This is a genomic window from Bacillus sp. Bwzl_19, from assembly GCF_054900515.1.
The window spans coordinates 1,180,662-1,197,071 of the sequence record NZ_CM142729.1 but is presented as its reverse complement, the minus strand read 5'-3'; the positions used below and the strand labels follow the sequence as shown (position 1 = coordinate 1,197,071).

Annotated in this window: 24 protein-coding genes; 1 reads left to right on the top strand and 23 read right to left on the bottom strand. The window is 35.7% G+C overall.

Annotated elements, in window-relative coordinates; genetic code table 11:
- Positions 1–253 precede the first annotated feature (253 nt).
- Complete coding sequence (locus ACW5MY_RS06330) at positions 254–892, top strand: recombinase family protein (protein WP_462061742.1); 639 nt, start codon at positions 254–256, stop codon at positions 890–892.
- 18 nt (positions 893–910) lie between these two features.
- Here the strand turns inward: ACW5MY_RS06330 and ACW5MY_RS06325 are convergent, their stop codons facing one another.
- The 23 genes from ACW5MY_RS06325 to ACW5MY_RS06215 all read right to left on the bottom strand — a co-directional run bounded on the left by ACW5MY_RS06325 (position 911) and on the right by ACW5MY_RS06215 (position 16,307).
- A complete protein-coding gene (locus ACW5MY_RS06325) occupies positions 911–1,402 on the bottom strand; it encodes a phBC6A51 family helix-turn-helix protein (protein ID WP_462061740.1) in 492 nt (163 codons plus the stop codon).
- Positions 1,344–1,778 (bottom strand): hypothetical protein, encoded by a 435-nt coding sequence (locus ACW5MY_RS06320; protein ID WP_462061739.1) that lies wholly within the window; start codon positions 1,776–1,778, stop codon positions 1,344–1,346. Before ACW5MY_RS06320 ends, ACW5MY_RS06325 begins: the two co-directional genes overlap by 59 nt.
- 85 nt (positions 1,779–1,863) lie before the next feature.
- Positions 1,864–2,076 (bottom strand): helix-turn-helix transcriptional regulator, encoded by a 213-nt coding sequence (locus ACW5MY_RS06315; RefSeq protein WP_462061738.1) that lies wholly within the window; start codon positions 2,074–2,076, stop codon positions 1,864–1,866.
- 236 nt (positions 2,077–2,312) lie between these two features.
- Positions 2,313–2,462, bottom strand: coding sequence for a hypothetical protein (locus tag ACW5MY_RS06310; RefSeq protein ID WP_017417543.1), 150 nt, complete (start codon positions 2,460–2,462; stop codon positions 2,313–2,315).
- 198 nt (positions 2,463–2,660) lie between these two features.
- Positions 2,661–3,134, bottom strand: a complete 474-nt coding sequence (locus tag ACW5MY_RS06305; RefSeq protein ID WP_276123514.1) for a hypothetical protein — start codon at positions 3,132–3,134, stop codon at positions 2,661–2,663.
- On the bottom strand, positions 3,131–3,301 hold the full coding sequence (locus tag ACW5MY_RS06300) for an XkdX family protein (protein ID WP_053574406.1): 171 nt from the start codon (positions 3,299–3,301) through the stop codon (positions 3,131–3,133). The genes ACW5MY_RS06305 and ACW5MY_RS06300 overlap by 4 nt, the downstream gene beginning before the upstream one ends.
- The gene (locus tag ACW5MY_RS06295; RefSeq protein WP_462061737.1) at positions 3,302–3,685 is read right to left on the bottom strand and encodes a hypothetical protein; all 384 of its coding nucleotides are present in this window, start codon (positions 3,683–3,685) and stop codon (positions 3,302–3,304) included.
- Positions 3,682–4,644 (bottom strand): hypothetical protein, encoded by a 963-nt coding sequence (locus tag ACW5MY_RS06290; RefSeq protein WP_462061735.1) that lies wholly within the window; start codon positions 4,642–4,644, stop codon positions 3,682–3,684. Before ACW5MY_RS06290 ends, ACW5MY_RS06295 begins: the two co-directional genes overlap by 4 nt.
- A gap of 31 nt (positions 4,645–4,675) precedes the next feature.
- Complete coding sequence (locus tag ACW5MY_RS06285) at positions 4,676–4,903, bottom strand: hypothetical protein (protein ID WP_071347060.1); 228 nt, start codon at positions 4,901–4,903, stop codon at positions 4,676–4,678.
- Positions 4,903–5,484: a hypothetical protein gene (locus ACW5MY_RS06280; protein WP_462061902.1), complete on the bottom strand. Its 582-nt coding sequence runs from the start codon at positions 5,482–5,484 to the stop codon at positions 4,903–4,905. The genes ACW5MY_RS06285 and ACW5MY_RS06280 overlap by 1 nt, the downstream gene beginning before the upstream one ends.
- A 14-nt stretch (positions 5,485–5,498) precedes the next feature.
- Complete coding sequence (locus tag ACW5MY_RS06275) at positions 5,499–6,284, bottom strand: hypothetical protein (RefSeq protein ID WP_286280998.1); 786 nt, start codon at positions 6,282–6,284, stop codon at positions 5,499–5,501.
- 28 nt (positions 6,285–6,312) lie between these two features.
- Positions 6,313–7,026, bottom strand: coding sequence for a hypothetical protein (locus tag ACW5MY_RS06270; protein WP_462061733.1), 714 nt, complete (start codon positions 7,024–7,026; stop codon positions 6,313–6,315).
- Positions 7,026–7,502: a hypothetical protein gene (locus ACW5MY_RS06265; protein WP_017417539.1), complete on the bottom strand. Its 477-nt coding sequence runs from the start codon at positions 7,500–7,502 to the stop codon at positions 7,026–7,028. Before ACW5MY_RS06265 ends, ACW5MY_RS06270 begins: the two co-directional genes overlap by 1 nt.
- Before the next feature lie 27 nt (positions 7,503–7,529).
- The gene (locus tag ACW5MY_RS06260; protein ID WP_014417454.1) at positions 7,530–7,676 is read right to left on the bottom strand and encodes a hypothetical protein; all 147 of its coding nucleotides are present in this window, start codon (positions 7,674–7,676) and stop codon (positions 7,530–7,532) included.
- A 413-nt stretch (positions 7,677–8,089) separates the two neighbouring features.
- Entirely contained in the window at positions 8,090–8,308 is a 219-nt protein-coding gene (locus tag ACW5MY_RS06255) for a helix-turn-helix domain-containing protein (RefSeq protein WP_014417453.1), read from the bottom strand.
- A 327-nt stretch (positions 8,309–8,635) separates the two neighbouring features.
- Positions 8,636–11,539, bottom strand: a complete 2,904-nt coding sequence (locus ACW5MY_RS06250) for a hypothetical protein (RefSeq protein WP_025649596.1) — start codon at positions 11,537–11,539, stop codon at positions 8,636–8,638.
- Between the two features lie 316 nt (positions 11,540–11,855).
- Positions 11,856–12,911: a hypothetical protein gene (locus ACW5MY_RS06245; RefSeq protein WP_017417536.1), complete on the bottom strand. Its 1,056-nt coding sequence runs from the start codon at positions 12,909–12,911 to the stop codon at positions 11,856–11,858.
- A 9-nt stretch (positions 12,912–12,920) separates the two neighbouring features.
- A complete protein-coding gene (locus ACW5MY_RS06240) occupies positions 12,921–13,433 on the bottom strand; it encodes a hypothetical protein (protein WP_017417535.1) in 513 nt (170 codons plus the stop codon).
- Positions 13,430–13,963 carry a hypothetical protein gene (locus ACW5MY_RS06235; protein WP_223255053.1) on the bottom strand — a complete coding sequence of 178 codons (534 nt, stop codon included), beginning with the start codon at positions 13,961–13,963 and terminating at the stop codon, positions 13,430–13,432. The genes ACW5MY_RS06240 and ACW5MY_RS06235 overlap by 4 nt, the downstream gene beginning before the upstream one ends.
- An 8-nt stretch (positions 13,964–13,971) precedes the next feature.
- Complete coding sequence (locus ACW5MY_RS06230) at positions 13,972–14,154, bottom strand: hypothetical protein (protein WP_017417533.1); 183 nt, start codon at positions 14,152–14,154, stop codon at positions 13,972–13,974.
- 1 nt (position 14,155) lies between these two features.
- Entirely contained in the window at positions 14,156–15,073 is a 918-nt protein-coding gene (locus tag ACW5MY_RS06225; protein ID WP_017417532.1) for a hypothetical protein, read from the bottom strand.
- A 100-nt stretch (positions 15,074–15,173) separates the two neighbouring features.
- Positions 15,174–15,308 carry a lysogeny pheromone AimP family peptide gene (locus ACW5MY_RS06220; protein ID WP_017417531.1) on the bottom strand — a complete coding sequence of 45 codons (135 nt, stop codon included), beginning with the start codon at positions 15,306–15,308 and terminating at the stop codon, positions 15,174–15,176.
- Between the two features lie 36 nt (positions 15,309–15,344).
- Positions 15,345–16,307 carry an AimR family lysis-lysogeny pheromone receptor gene (locus ACW5MY_RS06215; RefSeq protein ID WP_017417530.1) on the bottom strand — a complete coding sequence of 321 codons (963 nt, stop codon included), beginning with the start codon at positions 16,305–16,307 and terminating at the stop codon, positions 15,345–15,347.
- Between the last annotated feature and the right edge of the window lie 103 nt (positions 16,308–16,410).

Here is a 16,410-nt window from a genome sequence, read left to right as displayed (position 1 = left end):
CGCATCAATGCTTATTTAGCCTGTAAATGCCTTTTAGAGAGGATTCTATTCTGGTGGTTTTATACTCACAAAATGACTTACTTATACCATAACCATAGTTTGTAAAGGCATACGTTTATAAACGCTGTCTATCTCAGCAACATCACGTTTAAAAAGGTTTTGTTTCATTTTTATAAACGTTTATAAAATATAATAGACCTTTACAAACTAAAGTGGTATAATAAAGGTACAATAAATGAGAGGATGACAAGTGATGACTTCTAAAATGTTTGGTTACATAAGAGTAAGTTCAAAGGATCAAAACGAAAGCAGGCAGATCACCAATATGCTTAAAGAAGGCATTTCTGAACGTGATCTATTCATTGATAAACAAAGTGGTAAAGACTTCGAAAGACCTGCATATAAAACACTCAAGCAAGTTGTAAGAACAGGTGATACTGTTGTGTTTGATTCGATCACTCGTATGGGTCGTAACATGAAAGAGACTCAAAAAGAATACGATTGGTTCATTGATAATGGCATTAAGCTTAAATTCATTAAAGAACCAATGATCAACTCAACTGAAGATCAAGACGATATTCTTAAAGAAGCTATACAGAAGATTGTATTGACTATCCTTACAGCCTTTGCAGAGAAGGAAAGGGAGGATATAAGAGAGAGACAAGCAGAAGGAATCAAAGATGCCAAAGAAAAAGGAAAGCACTTAGGACGACCAAAAAAGGGATTTAACACATTAACAAAAGAGCAACGATCCACCCTTGAATCAGGTTACTCTAAATGGAAAAGCAAAGAGATTACAGGTGTTCAATTCGCTAAAGACTTACAGCTTACTAAGAATACTTTCTATAAAGTGATAAAAGAATATGAAGCACAGCTGACCCTAGCCAATTAATAAAAGCTTAGGGTCTTTTTATTGGTCTTCAGATAGCTTTGAAGCCGTCCACTCTTCTTCTTCCTTATCCAATACATCTGTTGATACATTGTCATTGCTTCGATCATCTTTGATATTTAAAATATTCTCTGGATTACCCTCAGTGTATGCAAGTAATAACTGTGTAGCCTTCACCCTTGCATTATCATTTGTGGATGATTCGCTGATCTTTTTTAAATTTTCAAAGAAGGCTTTTGTGTCTCGACTTACTTCACGTCTAACTGAAAGTTTTTTGTAATGTAAAAGTCTGTCGTACTCCTGCGAGTATTCTTCTTCCTTTTCCCAGTTATACAGAGTCGGTCTTGTCACTCCTACTTCCTTAGCAATCTCAGTCCTATTCAACTTTCCTTCCACTAATAATTCAATCGCTTTTAACTTTCTTTCATCAAGCATAATAGATTTTACACCTACTTTATTTTTTACATTTCTCTTGTGATAAAAACGCTTTAAGATCGCACTTGCATTTGGCATACACAACCCCAGATTCAATTTGATGTAATCCTTCAGGTTCTCCACACCTTTTACAGCAAGCCAGTTCATCTTCTACAAAATCGTTCTTATATACTTCTAACGCCTTCTCTGTAAAATACCTTTTAAATGTTGCCAGTTTAGTCTCACCTTCAGTAAAGTCTAGTTCTTCAGCATCAACTAGGGTATTCGCTTGATTTTTACTGACCACTTCTTGTGTGTCTGGATTAAGGAAATAAATAGCGTGCTTAACTCCATATAGAACTCTTTCTTCTTTATTGGAATCAATCATAGTATATGGTTCATACCCGCATACTCTAAGATACATGTCCACTTCTAAAGTTGTTTTAATTCGACCTATTTTTTTAGCTGTACTCATTTTTAAATTCCTCCGTTGTATGTTGTTTTATTTATTTGTCTCGCTTCATAACACAAATAAAAAAGCACCCGTTGCTGCGGATGCCTTACCTTTTCCTTTTATAACTTTCAATATCTTCTCTTAAAAATAAACGATCTCGACTTGTTGTTTTAATGGGTACTAATGTTTTATGATCGACCAACTGTTTTAAATTTTGACGACTACAACCGATTATATCAAGCGCTTCAGACGTAGTTAAAATTTCTTTTGCTATAAAATCCTTCAAGTCATCAACGCTGTCAAAAACAATCTTAGTCATTTCGATGATTCCTCCACCTAAGAATAATGTTTATTATTGTGAGTATCAACCAGATTAACGCTAATACCATTGTTAGTATATCTAAGGTGCTGAGATGAGCATAATCAAAATTCGAAAACAGCATAATGAACAGAATGAAAAAGACTACCGTTAAACCGTCATTCAATTTTTTCATGTGTTTTGAGTATGGAATGAAAAGTGTTATAATAAGAGAAGGGGAATAAATCCCCTCTAGCTTATGAGCGACGTTTCTTCTTGGCGGGAGAACGTCGTTTTTTGTTTTTGCTTGCCTTCAAGTCCTTGATGTTCTTGATCATGGTTGTTATTCCTGCTAGGATTGCAACCACCCAAGCCAAGTCCCGAAGGATAAGCTCTAACTTTTCCATACTCATTTCCCCTCCTTTCTTAACTTAATTATAACACTTATATTGACTATAGTAAAGATAATTTATTTTATTTTTATCCTTATTTTTCACTTTTTTCTAGCATGAAAGGGGGGTGCTAATATATCCTGCATGTTGTTTTCTGTCCTTGTTTAGACATTTATAGTCGCTCGCGAATCGACTTTGTTTAAATCTGAATGGTCATTTTTCTTCTAGTTCAGCTACTGTATTAATAATCATCTGTTCAAACTCTTCAGACTTAGCAGATCCTAATTTTTCAAAATTGGATCGAAGTCTATTAGCTATGATGTTTATTTTTTCAAGTGATTCTATAGGAAATTTATTAAAGATTGGATAAAGAAGGTCAGTGTTCATTAACTCGTAATAAAACTCAAACTGTTTCTTAGTATCATCAGGAATATCCAAGTCACTGAACTCCTTCACGACATTAAAACTTAACCAATCATTCATGCTGATCTTACTCGAATCAATACCTTGCTCTTCAGCTTCTAATAGGGCTTTCACAAAATTCTCAAACATCTTTTGTAACTTGAACATACCAAACTGAGGATAGATGTATACATGATACTCATCATTGATCTGAACCTTTTGTTTCTTATCAACACTTTTTGATAGTGTCTTTACACCTGATACACTTAATTTTTTCGATGTCATTTAATTTCTCCTTTGCTTTCATTGTTTTCGTAAGGCTTCCCTACAATTTCTTCGTACTGTTCGGGGGTAATCCAGTCTATTTCAACATACGTCCTAATATCGGCGTCCGTATAACACTTCCAGTCATAGAACTGCTTAATATCTGCAAATTCGGGGTATGAAGCCATTTACTTACCTTCCTTCAAGTCAGTAATATCTTTTTGTAGTTGTGAGATTAATAGAGCTGTATCAGCTTCTCTTTGGCGTCGTTGAGCATTTTCCTTTTCAGCAGCAGCCACTTGTAACGATAATTTAGCATTCTGCATTTTCAAAAGGTCAACCGGTAAAGGTACCTGCCCATTTTCAATTTGTTTTTCTAGTTCCTCTTTTTCTTCCTCCGTTGCGGCTTCTGTCCATAACTTATCTGATGGATGATACATCGCCTTTATAAAAGAAGGCGGCTGAACGTCTGTGCAGTACTCAGGGATTGTATAGTTTCCTTCTTCATCCGGTTCAATAATAACGGGTTTGGTTAGAATGAAATTTTCATCATACTCATAAACCTGAATCATGTTATGTCTCCTTCTTGAAAGCCCACGACTACGTCCAGATAGTAGCCACCGCCCATCTTGTTTGAGTCAGCTGGGTCAGGGTATTTTATTTTCAAATCACCATTATCGTAAATTATCAGATTGGCTGTTCCACCTGTTCCGCTAAGTGGCACTGATTTTACAGCACCGCCAAATGGTACTAATTCTGCAGGTATTGAGCCGAACACAATTTCTGGTTCAGTTCTAACATGACCTCTTAAAACTAACAGCGCTCCCCATTTTGCGTAAATGGGCGTTCGTGTGCCTACTGTAGCTCCATTCTTTAGCATTATGTTGGCATATTTGACGGCTCCATTCCATCTATCTTTCTCATTCTTAGTCACATGAATATCTGTATTATTTGTATGTGTATCAAAGTCACTTTTAGCAGCTTGCTTTACATTGTCTACATTCCCAAGCCCAACCTGTTCAGCAGTTACCTTGTGAGGATTTGAGGTATCTGAGGTGTGTTTGTCAAAATCCGCTTTCTTTGCTTGCACTTCGTTAGTTACGGCTGATAACCCTATTTGTGCTTTTGTTACACCATGTGGGTTGTCTTTATCTTCTAAATGGGCATCAAAATCAGTTTTTGCTGCTTGCTGAATGTTATCGACCCTAGACAAGCCAACTTGGCTTTTAGTAACTGAATGGGGATTTTCTTTATCATTCAAATGAATGTTAAAGTCCTCTTTGGTGGCCTGTTCTTCATTGATTAGGTTTGATAAACCGACTTGTTCTTTTGTGACATGATGGGGATTCTCAGTGTTCAGAGTGTGCATTTTTAAATCGAAATTCTGCTTCTCCATGAAATCATCAACTTTGTCATTCAAGCGTTTCTCATGATTTGACATATGTGCTTCAGTTCTGAAAAATTGATCTTTAAGATTATTAATTTGTATATTGTTTTGTTTAAGCTGGCCTATAAATTGTGAATTAGACATTGATTATTTCTCCTAAATAAAGAAGACCTTATTAAAGGTCTTCCGTCCAAATATCGTCCCAAATGTCTTTCCAGGCTGGAGAATTATCAGAAGCTACTGAAAGTGATTCATATGGATGCTCTTCGTCAAAATCCTCTTCAAAGAGCTTTTCAAAATCACTCAGGCTTATGTAATAATTGTCCTCCTCTGAAAGCAGTAAATACGCATCTTCAATACCATCAACCTTTTTAAACTTTCCGCATACATCATTAAAAGTCATTATTCCATCCCCCAAACAATCAATTTAAAACCAGTAATATCAACAGTTCCAGATGCCTTAACTGTCAATAGCACCTTTGGACAAACGAAGGGCAACTGTTTTTGGATTGGATAGTTTGAAACAAATGCAGCATTACTGATTAAAGTTGTGCTGTCACTTGCTGATGTTGATGAATAAAAAGGAATACTCTTCGGCACAGAATAAGCACTGACTGTAACTTTGCTATTTGCGCTGTCAGTCTGTGTTGTGTACAGAGCAACGCCATAAGCTCTAAACACTCCTAAACTCTCGACAAGATCAAGTGTATATGACTTTGTTGCACCAACTGCCACAGTATCATTATCTGTTAAGACAGATTCCTCATATGACTTTTGGATCTGAGTTTTAATAGGAACTGTGTTTCTCACAAGAACTGGAATAGATGATTTGTTTGCAACATTAACATCAAGAGGCTGATCAGTTTTAAGATCAACCTCTAATGGAATAGTTGAATGTTCAATTGATACAGGCGTTATAGGGTTGCCAGTACCATCATCTTTTGCAGAGGTAAGCGTAGTTCCATCTTTATTTAAGAAAGGAATCTTCAACGCCTCCCTTATGCACTTGCGCCGCCAAGATCAACGCTTTGCTTTGGAGACTCAGTAGGTTTTTCACCTTTCGATCCGTCTGCTTTACGTTTAACCCGAATGAAACGCCCAAGAGAATTATCAACTGCAAGCGCTGTGAATTTGATTTCAGGTGTAATTGCGTTGCCGGCTTCAAAGTTTAGCTCTGCTTCACCAGAAGGAGAGATTTTATCGAACTGAATATAAAGGTCACTATGAATTGTTTCAGTTTCTGGATCGTACTCTAAAGTGTGATATTCCATCTCATAAGCTTCAGAGAATGTATCAGCCTTAATTTCAACAATTTCGCCTTCAGCATCAATTTTATATCGTGCTTTAACTTTCGCACCCTCTTTTGCAAAAGTTGTAGGGAGTTGAGCTTCTGTGGATTCAGTTTCCATAAGATAAGACTCTCCTTCGCTATTCTCGAAAGAAACTGTATCAACTGGAGTCTTGCTAAGAGTTACTTTTCCATCTGACTCAACAGTAAGCGTCTCATCCTCCCATACTTGCACCGTTCCATTTTCAACCTTGACTCCTTGCTGCATGGCCAACCAATCCAAGCTAAAGAAAGCATTTTTGATTGTTCCTGTAATATTCTTGTCGGACTTAATTTGATAAAGGTTTTGGTTTCCCCATCCGCCTTTTAAATAGTCTTCCTGGATACTTTGAGACAGGCTAGTTGTTTGTGCTTCAGCAGTTGCAATAACTTTCCCGTCAGATTTTCTTTTCATAACAACGTTACATACATCATGAATTACTGTCTTTTTACTCATTAATCGTATTCCACCTTAAAATTTAATTTTAGTCAGAGAAAAGTTTCTCTAGTTTTCTTGCTTCATTGTCAGTTATGTAATGTTTCTCTTCTTCAAACAGATCAATATGTTGACTCCAAGAACCAATGTTTTTGGCAGCTTCCGGGCTTACAGTAGAGAGTACAATCGCAGCAGAGCTATTTAAAAAAGCAGCGCCTCTGAAAAAATGAGAGTGAAGTTGGGGAAGCGTTAATTCAAGAACTTCAGCGGATGAATACCCAGTAAATTGAACAACACAACTAACAATATCCGAGAAATCATAATTGTTCTCAGACTGTTTTAACGCTCTACTTTTCTTGTTGAATTTTTCAAGTTCAGAGTTTTTGCTAACCTTTTTTTCTTTTAAACAATGCATATCAAGAATTAACTTACGGATATCGTGAAAATTCTTCTCGTCTACAGTTTGGAACGCATCAGGGTTATTAAACACCTTCGCAAACACTCTTTGGTAAGAGGCTCTTAACTGATCCATCACATTAACTATGTCCAACAAAGTTGAAGCGTTAAAATCATTGATCAAGCTATCCAATTGACCAAATTTATTGTTTTCTTGAAATTCAGCTATTATTTCAGATTTTGATTTAACCATTTGAGAGAGATCATTTACGAACTGAGGATAATCTTTAAGTCTAATGAAGTGGCACTCTCCTATATCTGTTGAAATAGGAGTACCTAAAATAAAGAAGTCCTTTGGATATTCCATTATTGTGGAGCTCCAAAGGAAAAGATGAGTTTATAACCGAGGTATCCATCAGGGGGATTAGCTATCAACATTCTATTGATATTAGCAACCTTACCCACACCAGCAACATTTTTATCGTAAACAATATCAATTAGCCGGTCTATGATCTTGAGACTTCTAGGATCATTGTCTTCAAAATGATCAATATGGGTGTATACGTCAATCATTACATCCTGGGAAGTAATACGCTTATTGTGTGTAGTATAGCCGTTACCAAAGTACATGCAGATCCGACATTGAGGATCATCTTCTTTTAAATCGTTAGATTTAGGAGCTCTAACAATAATTCCTTTGAGGATGTCATCAAAATCATCTCTTTGCTGCACATCTATATTAGCTGGATTACTCAACTCTTTATAATAAGCAAGATTCATTAACTCACTGTCTCTTGAAACGAGCTTGAAAATGCCTATTAAGTCATTTGCTAATTTGCTCATATCATCACCTCCTTCCTAAATGTTTAATTAAAATCTATAAAGAGGCTTACCATTGGCCATCTCTTTTATTTTTTCATTCGCTTTTCTTAATACTTCTGGATCAATATTTTTAACCAACTCTTGAAACTTCTCATTTGGCTCGCCCCATCTTGGTTGTTCTTTTTTATTTTCCATTACCGAGCACCTTCTCTAACATCAAAATCGCTTTACTAGCTCTATACCATCCTTCGCCTTGACAGTAGCATTCCATATCCCATGTATTCTCAAAAAACAAATCGCATTTCTTACAGTAATATCCTGACTTGAGGATTTTCGTATCAGTAACCTTATTTTCTTTCATTTTATTATTCCTCCAATTGTTTTTTCTCATTTAAACACGATTACGGGGGCACTGAGGATGCCCCGCACATAGTCATGTCAAAAGGAGAAACCCCGAACCAAAATGGCTCGGAATAAGAATAAAAATAAAATCAAAGGAGTAAAACTAATGAAACCCCGAAACCATTTATTTAACGTCGCTGGAGTCGGCTTGTACATCTCTTCAACATTGTTTCCGCAATGCTGTTTAATGTAGTAACGACAAAGAATTAGATCACTTTGATTACTCTACGCTTTCCGTTTTCATACTCAGGCTTAGAGTAGACAAAGTCTTTCATTCTTTGAATAAGCTCAGGTGACATATCTGAATCATAATTCAAAAAGGAGCTGATTTTTGACTGAGCACAACCGCATTCTTTCGCAATTTCCGTTTGAGTTAACCTTCTTTTGCGAATATCTAGCCATAGCTTATGTCTATCAATTTCCACTTATAGTCCTCCTTCCATCAATAAATTTTTATTTGAAATAATTATCTAAAATAAGGGGGGCTGATCATAGTGATCAGCATTCTTTGATTATTTAGGAGGAATAACCAAAAGACTATAGATGTCCAAAGTTGAATTAAACAATGTTTGGGTCGAAATTGCATAGTATGGATTTTTGTGATAAATTATAATAACGGAACCGTATAAATAATTATCCATAAATCAATACTTCTTTTTTCTTCCCTAGAAGAAGATTATAGATATCACTATACAACTGGAAAAACCCTTGTATATCAAGGGCTTATCCATCTTCATTTATTTTCTTGTAATTTAAGCGTGACATTTTTTATTTTTACGTTCTTTTCGTTTTCTCAGCTTATTTAACTCTCTTTCCCTATCCTTTTGACACTTATCACACCTAGTTCCCTTTTCGATTTCCCGCTCACAATCAACACATTTAATAGCTCTGCGAATGTTCTTTTTCAAATTCCTTACAATGTTATACCCAAAACAATTGTATAGTGTATCCTTATGCTTAGAGCATTTAGTATTGAATAGATACTCCACCAATATATCTGTTATGTAACTGCTGTCTCTAATACTCAGCAAGGTTTCTCTGATCTCTTTTGTTACATGCCATTCTGCTTCTTGACGAGAAACATTTTGTTTTTTCTGTTGTTTGGCCTTCCAGTGCTTATTACGATCAAGCATTGTATAGACTGTCACAATCATTGTATCTTCAACCTTTTTTTTGCTATAATCTTTGAGTAATTCATCTTTTATTTGCAGGAGAATTCCCTTTGTACCTAATTCCTGTTGCTGCTTCGAATACAACTTGTAGAGTTCATTAAATCGTGTCAATACCTCTTGATCAAGCCCAAGAGTAGCATTCTCATTCTTCAGTTTTGTGTAATCAAATTCTCCCGCCAGCCTCTTAAAGTTCACCCTGTTATTCGGTATTTTTTCACCCAACCGATTAACTACAGAATCATTTCTTGATCTGACGTTCTTTCTTTTCTTGTCTTTTGCGTAAATAAAGAAGTGAGGAACTTTCCTGTTATAAGTCCCTTTCAGGAAACCATTAATTCTTTGACTAACATGTTCAGGACGGGTTGGTTTGTATAAGGTCTTGGCATAATCAATCTCAAAGTTATTTTCCATTGTAAGCCATTTGATCACGTCTAAATCAACCTTATCACTATTCCACACCTTGGTTATGTTATTGCTATATTCACCAATATTTACCTCGAAAGCCAGTTCCAAGCTTTTATAGATGTTCTCGTTATTGATTTCTTGGTTTTCTGCTGTCTTCATTTCATAATAAAGAGGAACGATATCATCATTTTTCATATTTCTTTCTGCTATCTCAACAAAAGTGCTGTCGCTAACTAAAAGTGCTTTATCTCCGTCCACATCAAACTGCAGAAGTCTTGACAAGGCATCTTTAGTGGACGTATACACGCCTTTCGTAATGAACCAGTCTTTAAGATCATCATTTAACTTGTTGATCCTAATGCCATGCTCCCTAGATAGATGAGGAGGCCTCAACACATCTAATTTTTGCTGATTATTAAAAAGCTTACAACTAACCTCTCCGTCATTTAGCAAAACCTTTGGATCAGAATCACCGCAAAACCAATAACCGCAAGCAGCATACAAATCTGGAATAATAAAAGTATAATGAGAGCCTTCTAGCAGAATTTTTCCTGCTTTTGCTTCCTTCACCAAACGCTTTTTATTCTTCTTAATAATCTCCTTTGAATGGTTATCATTAAGCAACTCAGGATAAATCAAATGAGCTTTCTGAAAGTTATTTTTATGGGCATTGCTTTCAACGGCTCCAATAACCTCAAGCATTGATTCTTTATCTTTGTAAAGCGTTTGGATCCTCTTCACTGTGTTTTCTGAAAGCTTATCTAATTCTTCATCTGTCGTGTCGGTTAGTGTCTGGATCATTTGATAATTAAGTTCACTGTTTTTAAATTCATCCTCTTCTTCATTCAGCTTGGCTGCCTGACACTCATACTTCTTAAATTTGGATTTGTAATCATCCCATGAATCATAATGTTTCCAGAGCTTAAACTGACTCTTCGTTAGGATAATTTTAATACCGTCTTTAACAATATCCCATTCCTTGCCGTATATATCTTTAATTTTGGTCTTCCGGCATAATTTAGAATACTCATCAAATGGAAATGGGACTAACATTCCTTTCATAAAAGGGGCTCTAAACATGAATGCACTCTCCGAAAGCTCAGGGAGAATCATTCCACAGCCATCCGTATGATTTATTGGAATAGACTTGTACTCTCTTTTAATTTCGTATGTTTCATCGTTTATGTAATCAACCTCAGTGGACACATCCGTCTCAAAATCATTTACAACTATACACTCATCAATATTAAACCCTTCCCATAATGTACTGGCGCTATTTGATAAGGCAAGGTAAGCGATCCATTTGTTAATGCTCATGCCGCCCTTAGAATTAATTACCTCTTCACTAAGCCCACACATCAGAGTGTTTTTCTTCTTCAGATACGTCTTTTCTTTGATGAATACACCCTTCTTTTGTCTAATTTGTCCTGCTGATGAAGCATAGTAAACGTATTTTTCATTATTAAAATAATAACCATTCTGAACCAAGCTTCTAAAAACGTTATGGTAAAAGGATTCAACTATCATAATCTCCTCAGTGATCTGATCGTAGTCCAATCCAAGTGTTCTAATTAGCACTGAATCAAATAAAGAAATAACCCTTTGTGATCTAACTTCTCCATCTTTTGTTTTAAGCGAATCACCTCTAAGGGTTCTTGTCCCTTTGAAACTTTGTTGCTCTTCAATTAATTCATCTTTCTTTTCGTTAATCCAACAGTTAGTAATTTTTTTAAGACGGTTGATTTTCGCTTTGTTGTATTTGCAGGCCATTAGCTCATCAATATCATTCGAAAGCCTGGACTCACTTTCACCTTTTTTCTTGATATATGTAATTAGCGATTGTTCCAATTCCTTAAAGCTTCTTTCTTCCTCAAAGAGCTTACCAGTTAGATTTAAATGAATATCGGATACATTTGAATCATTCATTTTTGCCACTTTTTTAGCCAACTTCTGCAAAAACTTTTTATAAAGGCGAAGTTGAAGCAAATCTTGATTTAATTTTTCTTCTTTATCATTATAAAAAGCAGATGAATCTAAAGAGTACACGAACACTGATTTAGTTAAATTTTCATTTTTCAATAAGTAATCCTCCAATTGTTTATTCCGAAGAATGATTAACTTGTTAATCATGATGAGAAGATGGACAAAGTTTACTTTGTACATCTAGGCTCTTCTTAATTTCAAATGATCAAAGAACACTTGGGGGATGCTTTAGGTTAATAATCCCTCGCTACGCTCCAAATTATTAACCTTACAGCCAACCATCCCCCAAACCCCCTTCAGACTGGTGTTTCACACTCTTTTTTCTATGTAATACTTAAACTCAAAAATTTGACGGTTTAATGTTCCTATTGTGTTTCTTGTTTATACTATAGGAAGTTTAAACCGTTACTTTTTATAGACCACTTGGCAAAGACTGCGCTATATCATAGGATAGATCATCTTGGGCTTCCATCTGTTCAATTTCATCGCTTATACTCTCAGCGTCCTCATTTATAAGGAGGTCAATTAGCTTTTTGAAGTCACGAATGTAATTTTCACTGATTCTATAATTGTTTTCTCTAAATATTGAATACGACTTTTTGTGTCTACCTTCCGCATTTTTCAATAACTTTGAACAAGCTGTATGATTCAGTTTCTCCTTATAGTCAACCCGCTCAATTTCTTTCAACAGAAAACCAATGAGCTCCTCACACTCATTTTCAATGTATTTATCATTTGCGGTGATGTCATAAGCAGCAAAGTAATATTTGAGATTGCTACATTCTTTTAATAGAGTCTCCGATCTCCGTTTAAATTCATTCCAGTGCCTTGATACACGCACATGACTTAATTCTTTATAACCAAGCTCATCAAGCACTTTTTTCTCGCATGCCATAATCATTTTCTTCTCGGCCGAGGACGCTTTACGTGGTCTGAATTTCCCCTTTTCACAAACCTTAGTAATAACGTCATACATGATTAGCCTTTTCTCAACTAACTTGTTTAGGGCTTGTACAACCGCTTTCTTGAAGCTATTATTGCTACTATCGTAAAAATCTTTCACAATTTCTGTATCCGTGTTTGCATATCTAGCTAGAGACTTTCTTTTTTCAAAGCAATACTTATAATTTTGATTAACCAAGCTCACTGATTTTATTAATCGTCCTTTACTTATAGACATGTTTCCATTCTTGCTTTGGGCAAGCATATCCAATATAAGGAGCTGTAACAGTTCACTATAAACAGTGTTATTCCCCTGCCGTTTCATTTTTTGAAGAGGCTGCTCAAAGACTTCCTCTATAATTATGGAATGACCAACTTTGCTATATGTACAGTACCGTTCTAGTTCTTTAAACTGCGCTTTTCGACTATCCCCTGAACGTTTTACTTCTAGCCCAAGTTCTCTGCAAAGCACTTTATAATTCTTGAACGTTTTTCCTGATGTTAAAACCTCAATTTTTATAAGCATTCTCTCCTTTTAAATTAAATTCAAGTATTCTGACGGCTTACTGTTTTCAATAGCTGTAACAATCGGCGCTCTGTTTTCATTTGTTTCAAGTTTGCACCACAGTTGCTCCCCACTCTCCACATTCCTACCGTTAAACTTCGATATATCAGCGTAAGCTTCCGGACAATATGAAGAAGATAGCTTGATTAAACCGGTATCAAATCGTTCTGTAACAGTCATTTGATGAAAACCGTTAGATGAGAATTTATCCAGGTTCTCAAGCATTATTCTTATGTCATTTTTTAAATTTTCCGTTGATTTTCTGTATGTAACTTTCTTGCAAACACCATCACGCAATATGTAAGGCAGCCCAATAACCACTGAATCATATGGTTGAGGACTAATAACCTCTGCTATGTGACCATTCGTGCTAAGTATTGCATTATGTTTTTGGTTATAATAAAGCGACTTATCTTCTCTGATCCGTTTAAATCCGTTTGCTGATGCTGCTAAGTCGATACGCACACTTCTTCTTGCTGTCATCTATTACTCTCCTTTTTGAATATTAGAGTAATCTCATTGCCAATTAGATTTTGAAAAACACTAATAAATTTTCTTATCCCTTCACCCTCATATCCCTTTCTCACTGGAATATAAAATACATGCTCATCAATTTCTCTACTCTCCAAGTATGGCGACTCTTCTAGGATATTGTTCCATAGTTCATTCTTAATAGCCTTAACTCTTTCCCAGTAGTCATTTGTAATTGTTTCTTCTACATATTCCATGACTATACAGTCATCAATTATGTAATCCACAGTATAGCCAGAAACTTTTTTCATATGTTCGTAGTATTGTCCATCAAGCATTCCACTGATAACAATGTCTAATACAGTTCTGTTTTCACCTTTAATCAATTGTTTTAAGTCTTCAATTTCTCGTTTCAATACAACCTTTTTTCGTTCGAGTTCGAGTGCATTTCTTGGCTCTAATTCATATACCTCATCAATTTGTTTTTGCAAAACCTTGAGGGAACATTGTTTTTCTTCAAGGTGTTTCTTATGCGAATTCATCAGAGCGCTCATCTCTCCCCTTTATTGTCAGGATGATTAGAGATCAACCGTTTTACTTCGGTGATTTGTTCCTTTAATTCCTCACGTCTCAGAACTAGAATGTCATGGTCTACTAGTTTTTCTTCAACAGCTTTTAAATTTATTTCAGCCTCTTTAAGCTCATCCTGTAGATCAAAAATATCTTCCGTCACATTAAACCACCTCAATAATATTATTTTTATTCGTAATTTTTCTCATTTCTTTGCACCAGGATTCCACATGCCCGATTACAGAATCAAGATTGTTCATTATAATTTGATTGTCACTCATATTCCTAATGGCCTTTGCATACTTTACAGGCGCTAAACTACCTTTTAGTAGTTTTTCAATCTCCCAAACCATTTCAGAAAGCTCTGAAGTGGCCTCAACTTGTCTCCCTAGATCATCCTGTTCTCTTGTTACGGCCTTTAATTTGTTTGTTAGCTCCTCGTATTCTTTTACTTTCACATCACTGCTTTCAAGTTGTTGCTCTAAGATCATTTTTTGTTTTGATAAGTTTTCATATTTTTTATTTTTGTACTCTAATTCTTTTTTTAATGTGTCTATTTGTTTGTAGTCAGTGTTATCAATGACTTTTTCAACAACTGTCCTGTTCTTCTTTTCTTGGCTTAATTCATAACTAAGATTCTTATTATCCTCTTCAGCTTTCCTCAACTTAGCTTCAAGCTCTTTGTATTCCTTTAATGTCTTGACTTCACCTTTTAGGACTGCTTCCTTAGCTTGTTTCTTTGACTCTGTTGATTCTGATGAAGGTTTAGCTATTTCATATGTTAGAGAAACAGGTAGGTCTTCTATTAATTCTTGATTGTGACAATTTGTCACAATCAATTCATATCGTTGTATTAACCTATTAACTGCCTTTCTATTAATTCCTATAGACATACACCATTCCTCAAAACACCCGTACCCATTCATAGCGAGCATTTCTTGCGCTTCCTTCAGCTCTCTTCCTAGCTCGGTATAAGCCTTGCCTACAATCTCACGCATGTTGAATTCTTTCTGTTTCAGAAATTCAGCTGTTGATTGATCGACTAAATCATATTTGAACTCTGTTGATAATTCGTTTGTCATAACATTTCTCCTTTTATTCACTTATTTTATTTTTATCCTAAAAATATGTAATGAGAAGGAGTGAACGAATCGCTCACCCCTTCAAATGGATATGTAATGCTTACGCACCACGTCCAAAACCTGCTACATGGAATGTTCCTTCCCCTGATGCGCTATGAATAGTTGTTTGTTGACCTGCAACGAAACCAACAGCCAATGAAGCTACGATAGTAAGACCGATAAATACTTTTTTCATATAGTTTTCACCTCCTTTCAAGTGATATCGCGCGATTTAAAGGGCAAGTAAATCCAAAATCTGCTCGTCCTCACCCATTTCCCTTAATTTATCCAAAGGTAAGCGTACGCTGTATAGATCGCCGGACAGCTTAAAGTGTTTTATAGACTCATAAAAGAATCTCTTATCTTCATAAGCTAGTCCTTTTAGATAAAAATGAATGCCAAAGTCATTATGAATATTCGGTTGCTGCTCTAAGTTCTCCAATATTTCTTTAGCCTGTTGCAAGTTGTTTTTTTTGATGTGATAATGTGCAATTTCTTGGATATCTGTAACTTCATTTGAATCAGGGTTTAGCCAAAAGTTCTCTTGATTCCAATGGTTTTCCAAGAAACAAAGGCTTCTAGTTAGCTGTAATTTTGCCAAGGGGTTATTCTCAGTATGTTTTAAACCGGCCAGGTAATATTCTTTTGCTTTTTCATAATCATCAAGCAAATAAGTGTTACCCAAAGTTAGATAGCTATAAGCGACAAGCCTATCAATATTCGTTACATTAATGCCGTATGAGCAATAAAAACGAGCTTGAGTCATTTTATTCTGACTGAATGCTGAAGCGCCCAACAAAGCCATCAGACGGTTATAAAAGGAGCTTTTAATCTGTTCATTGTTTTCAATAAAATCAAGATCAACAACTGTCGACATTTCTGCAAGATTTGAGTATTCAGCCATTCTAAGGTAGTAATACAACGGAATTATGTAAGTGAATACACGCATTTCTTGAGACTTGGGATCAAGCTTCCCAATTGCTTTAAGCGCCTGATGTGCGTTTATTTCGCCTCTGTCTTGCTTACGTTTGATCTGATACATTGCTGCCCATTCACGTTCAATCGAACAGCTACTGTTGATTAATTGATCAATTAATGCGTCAGTTTGTTCATACTGTTCATTAATATCTGACATTTCAAGACGTACCTTTGCATCTACTTCTGGTTTCTTAGCTTCTCTCTCTTTTGCTATCATCCGAATAACCCCCTGTAGTGTGTCACTAATTCAGAGCAACAGACAGTGGCGATGTCACCACTAACCCGAATCTGAATATAGGATCTCTTTTAGTTCACACAGA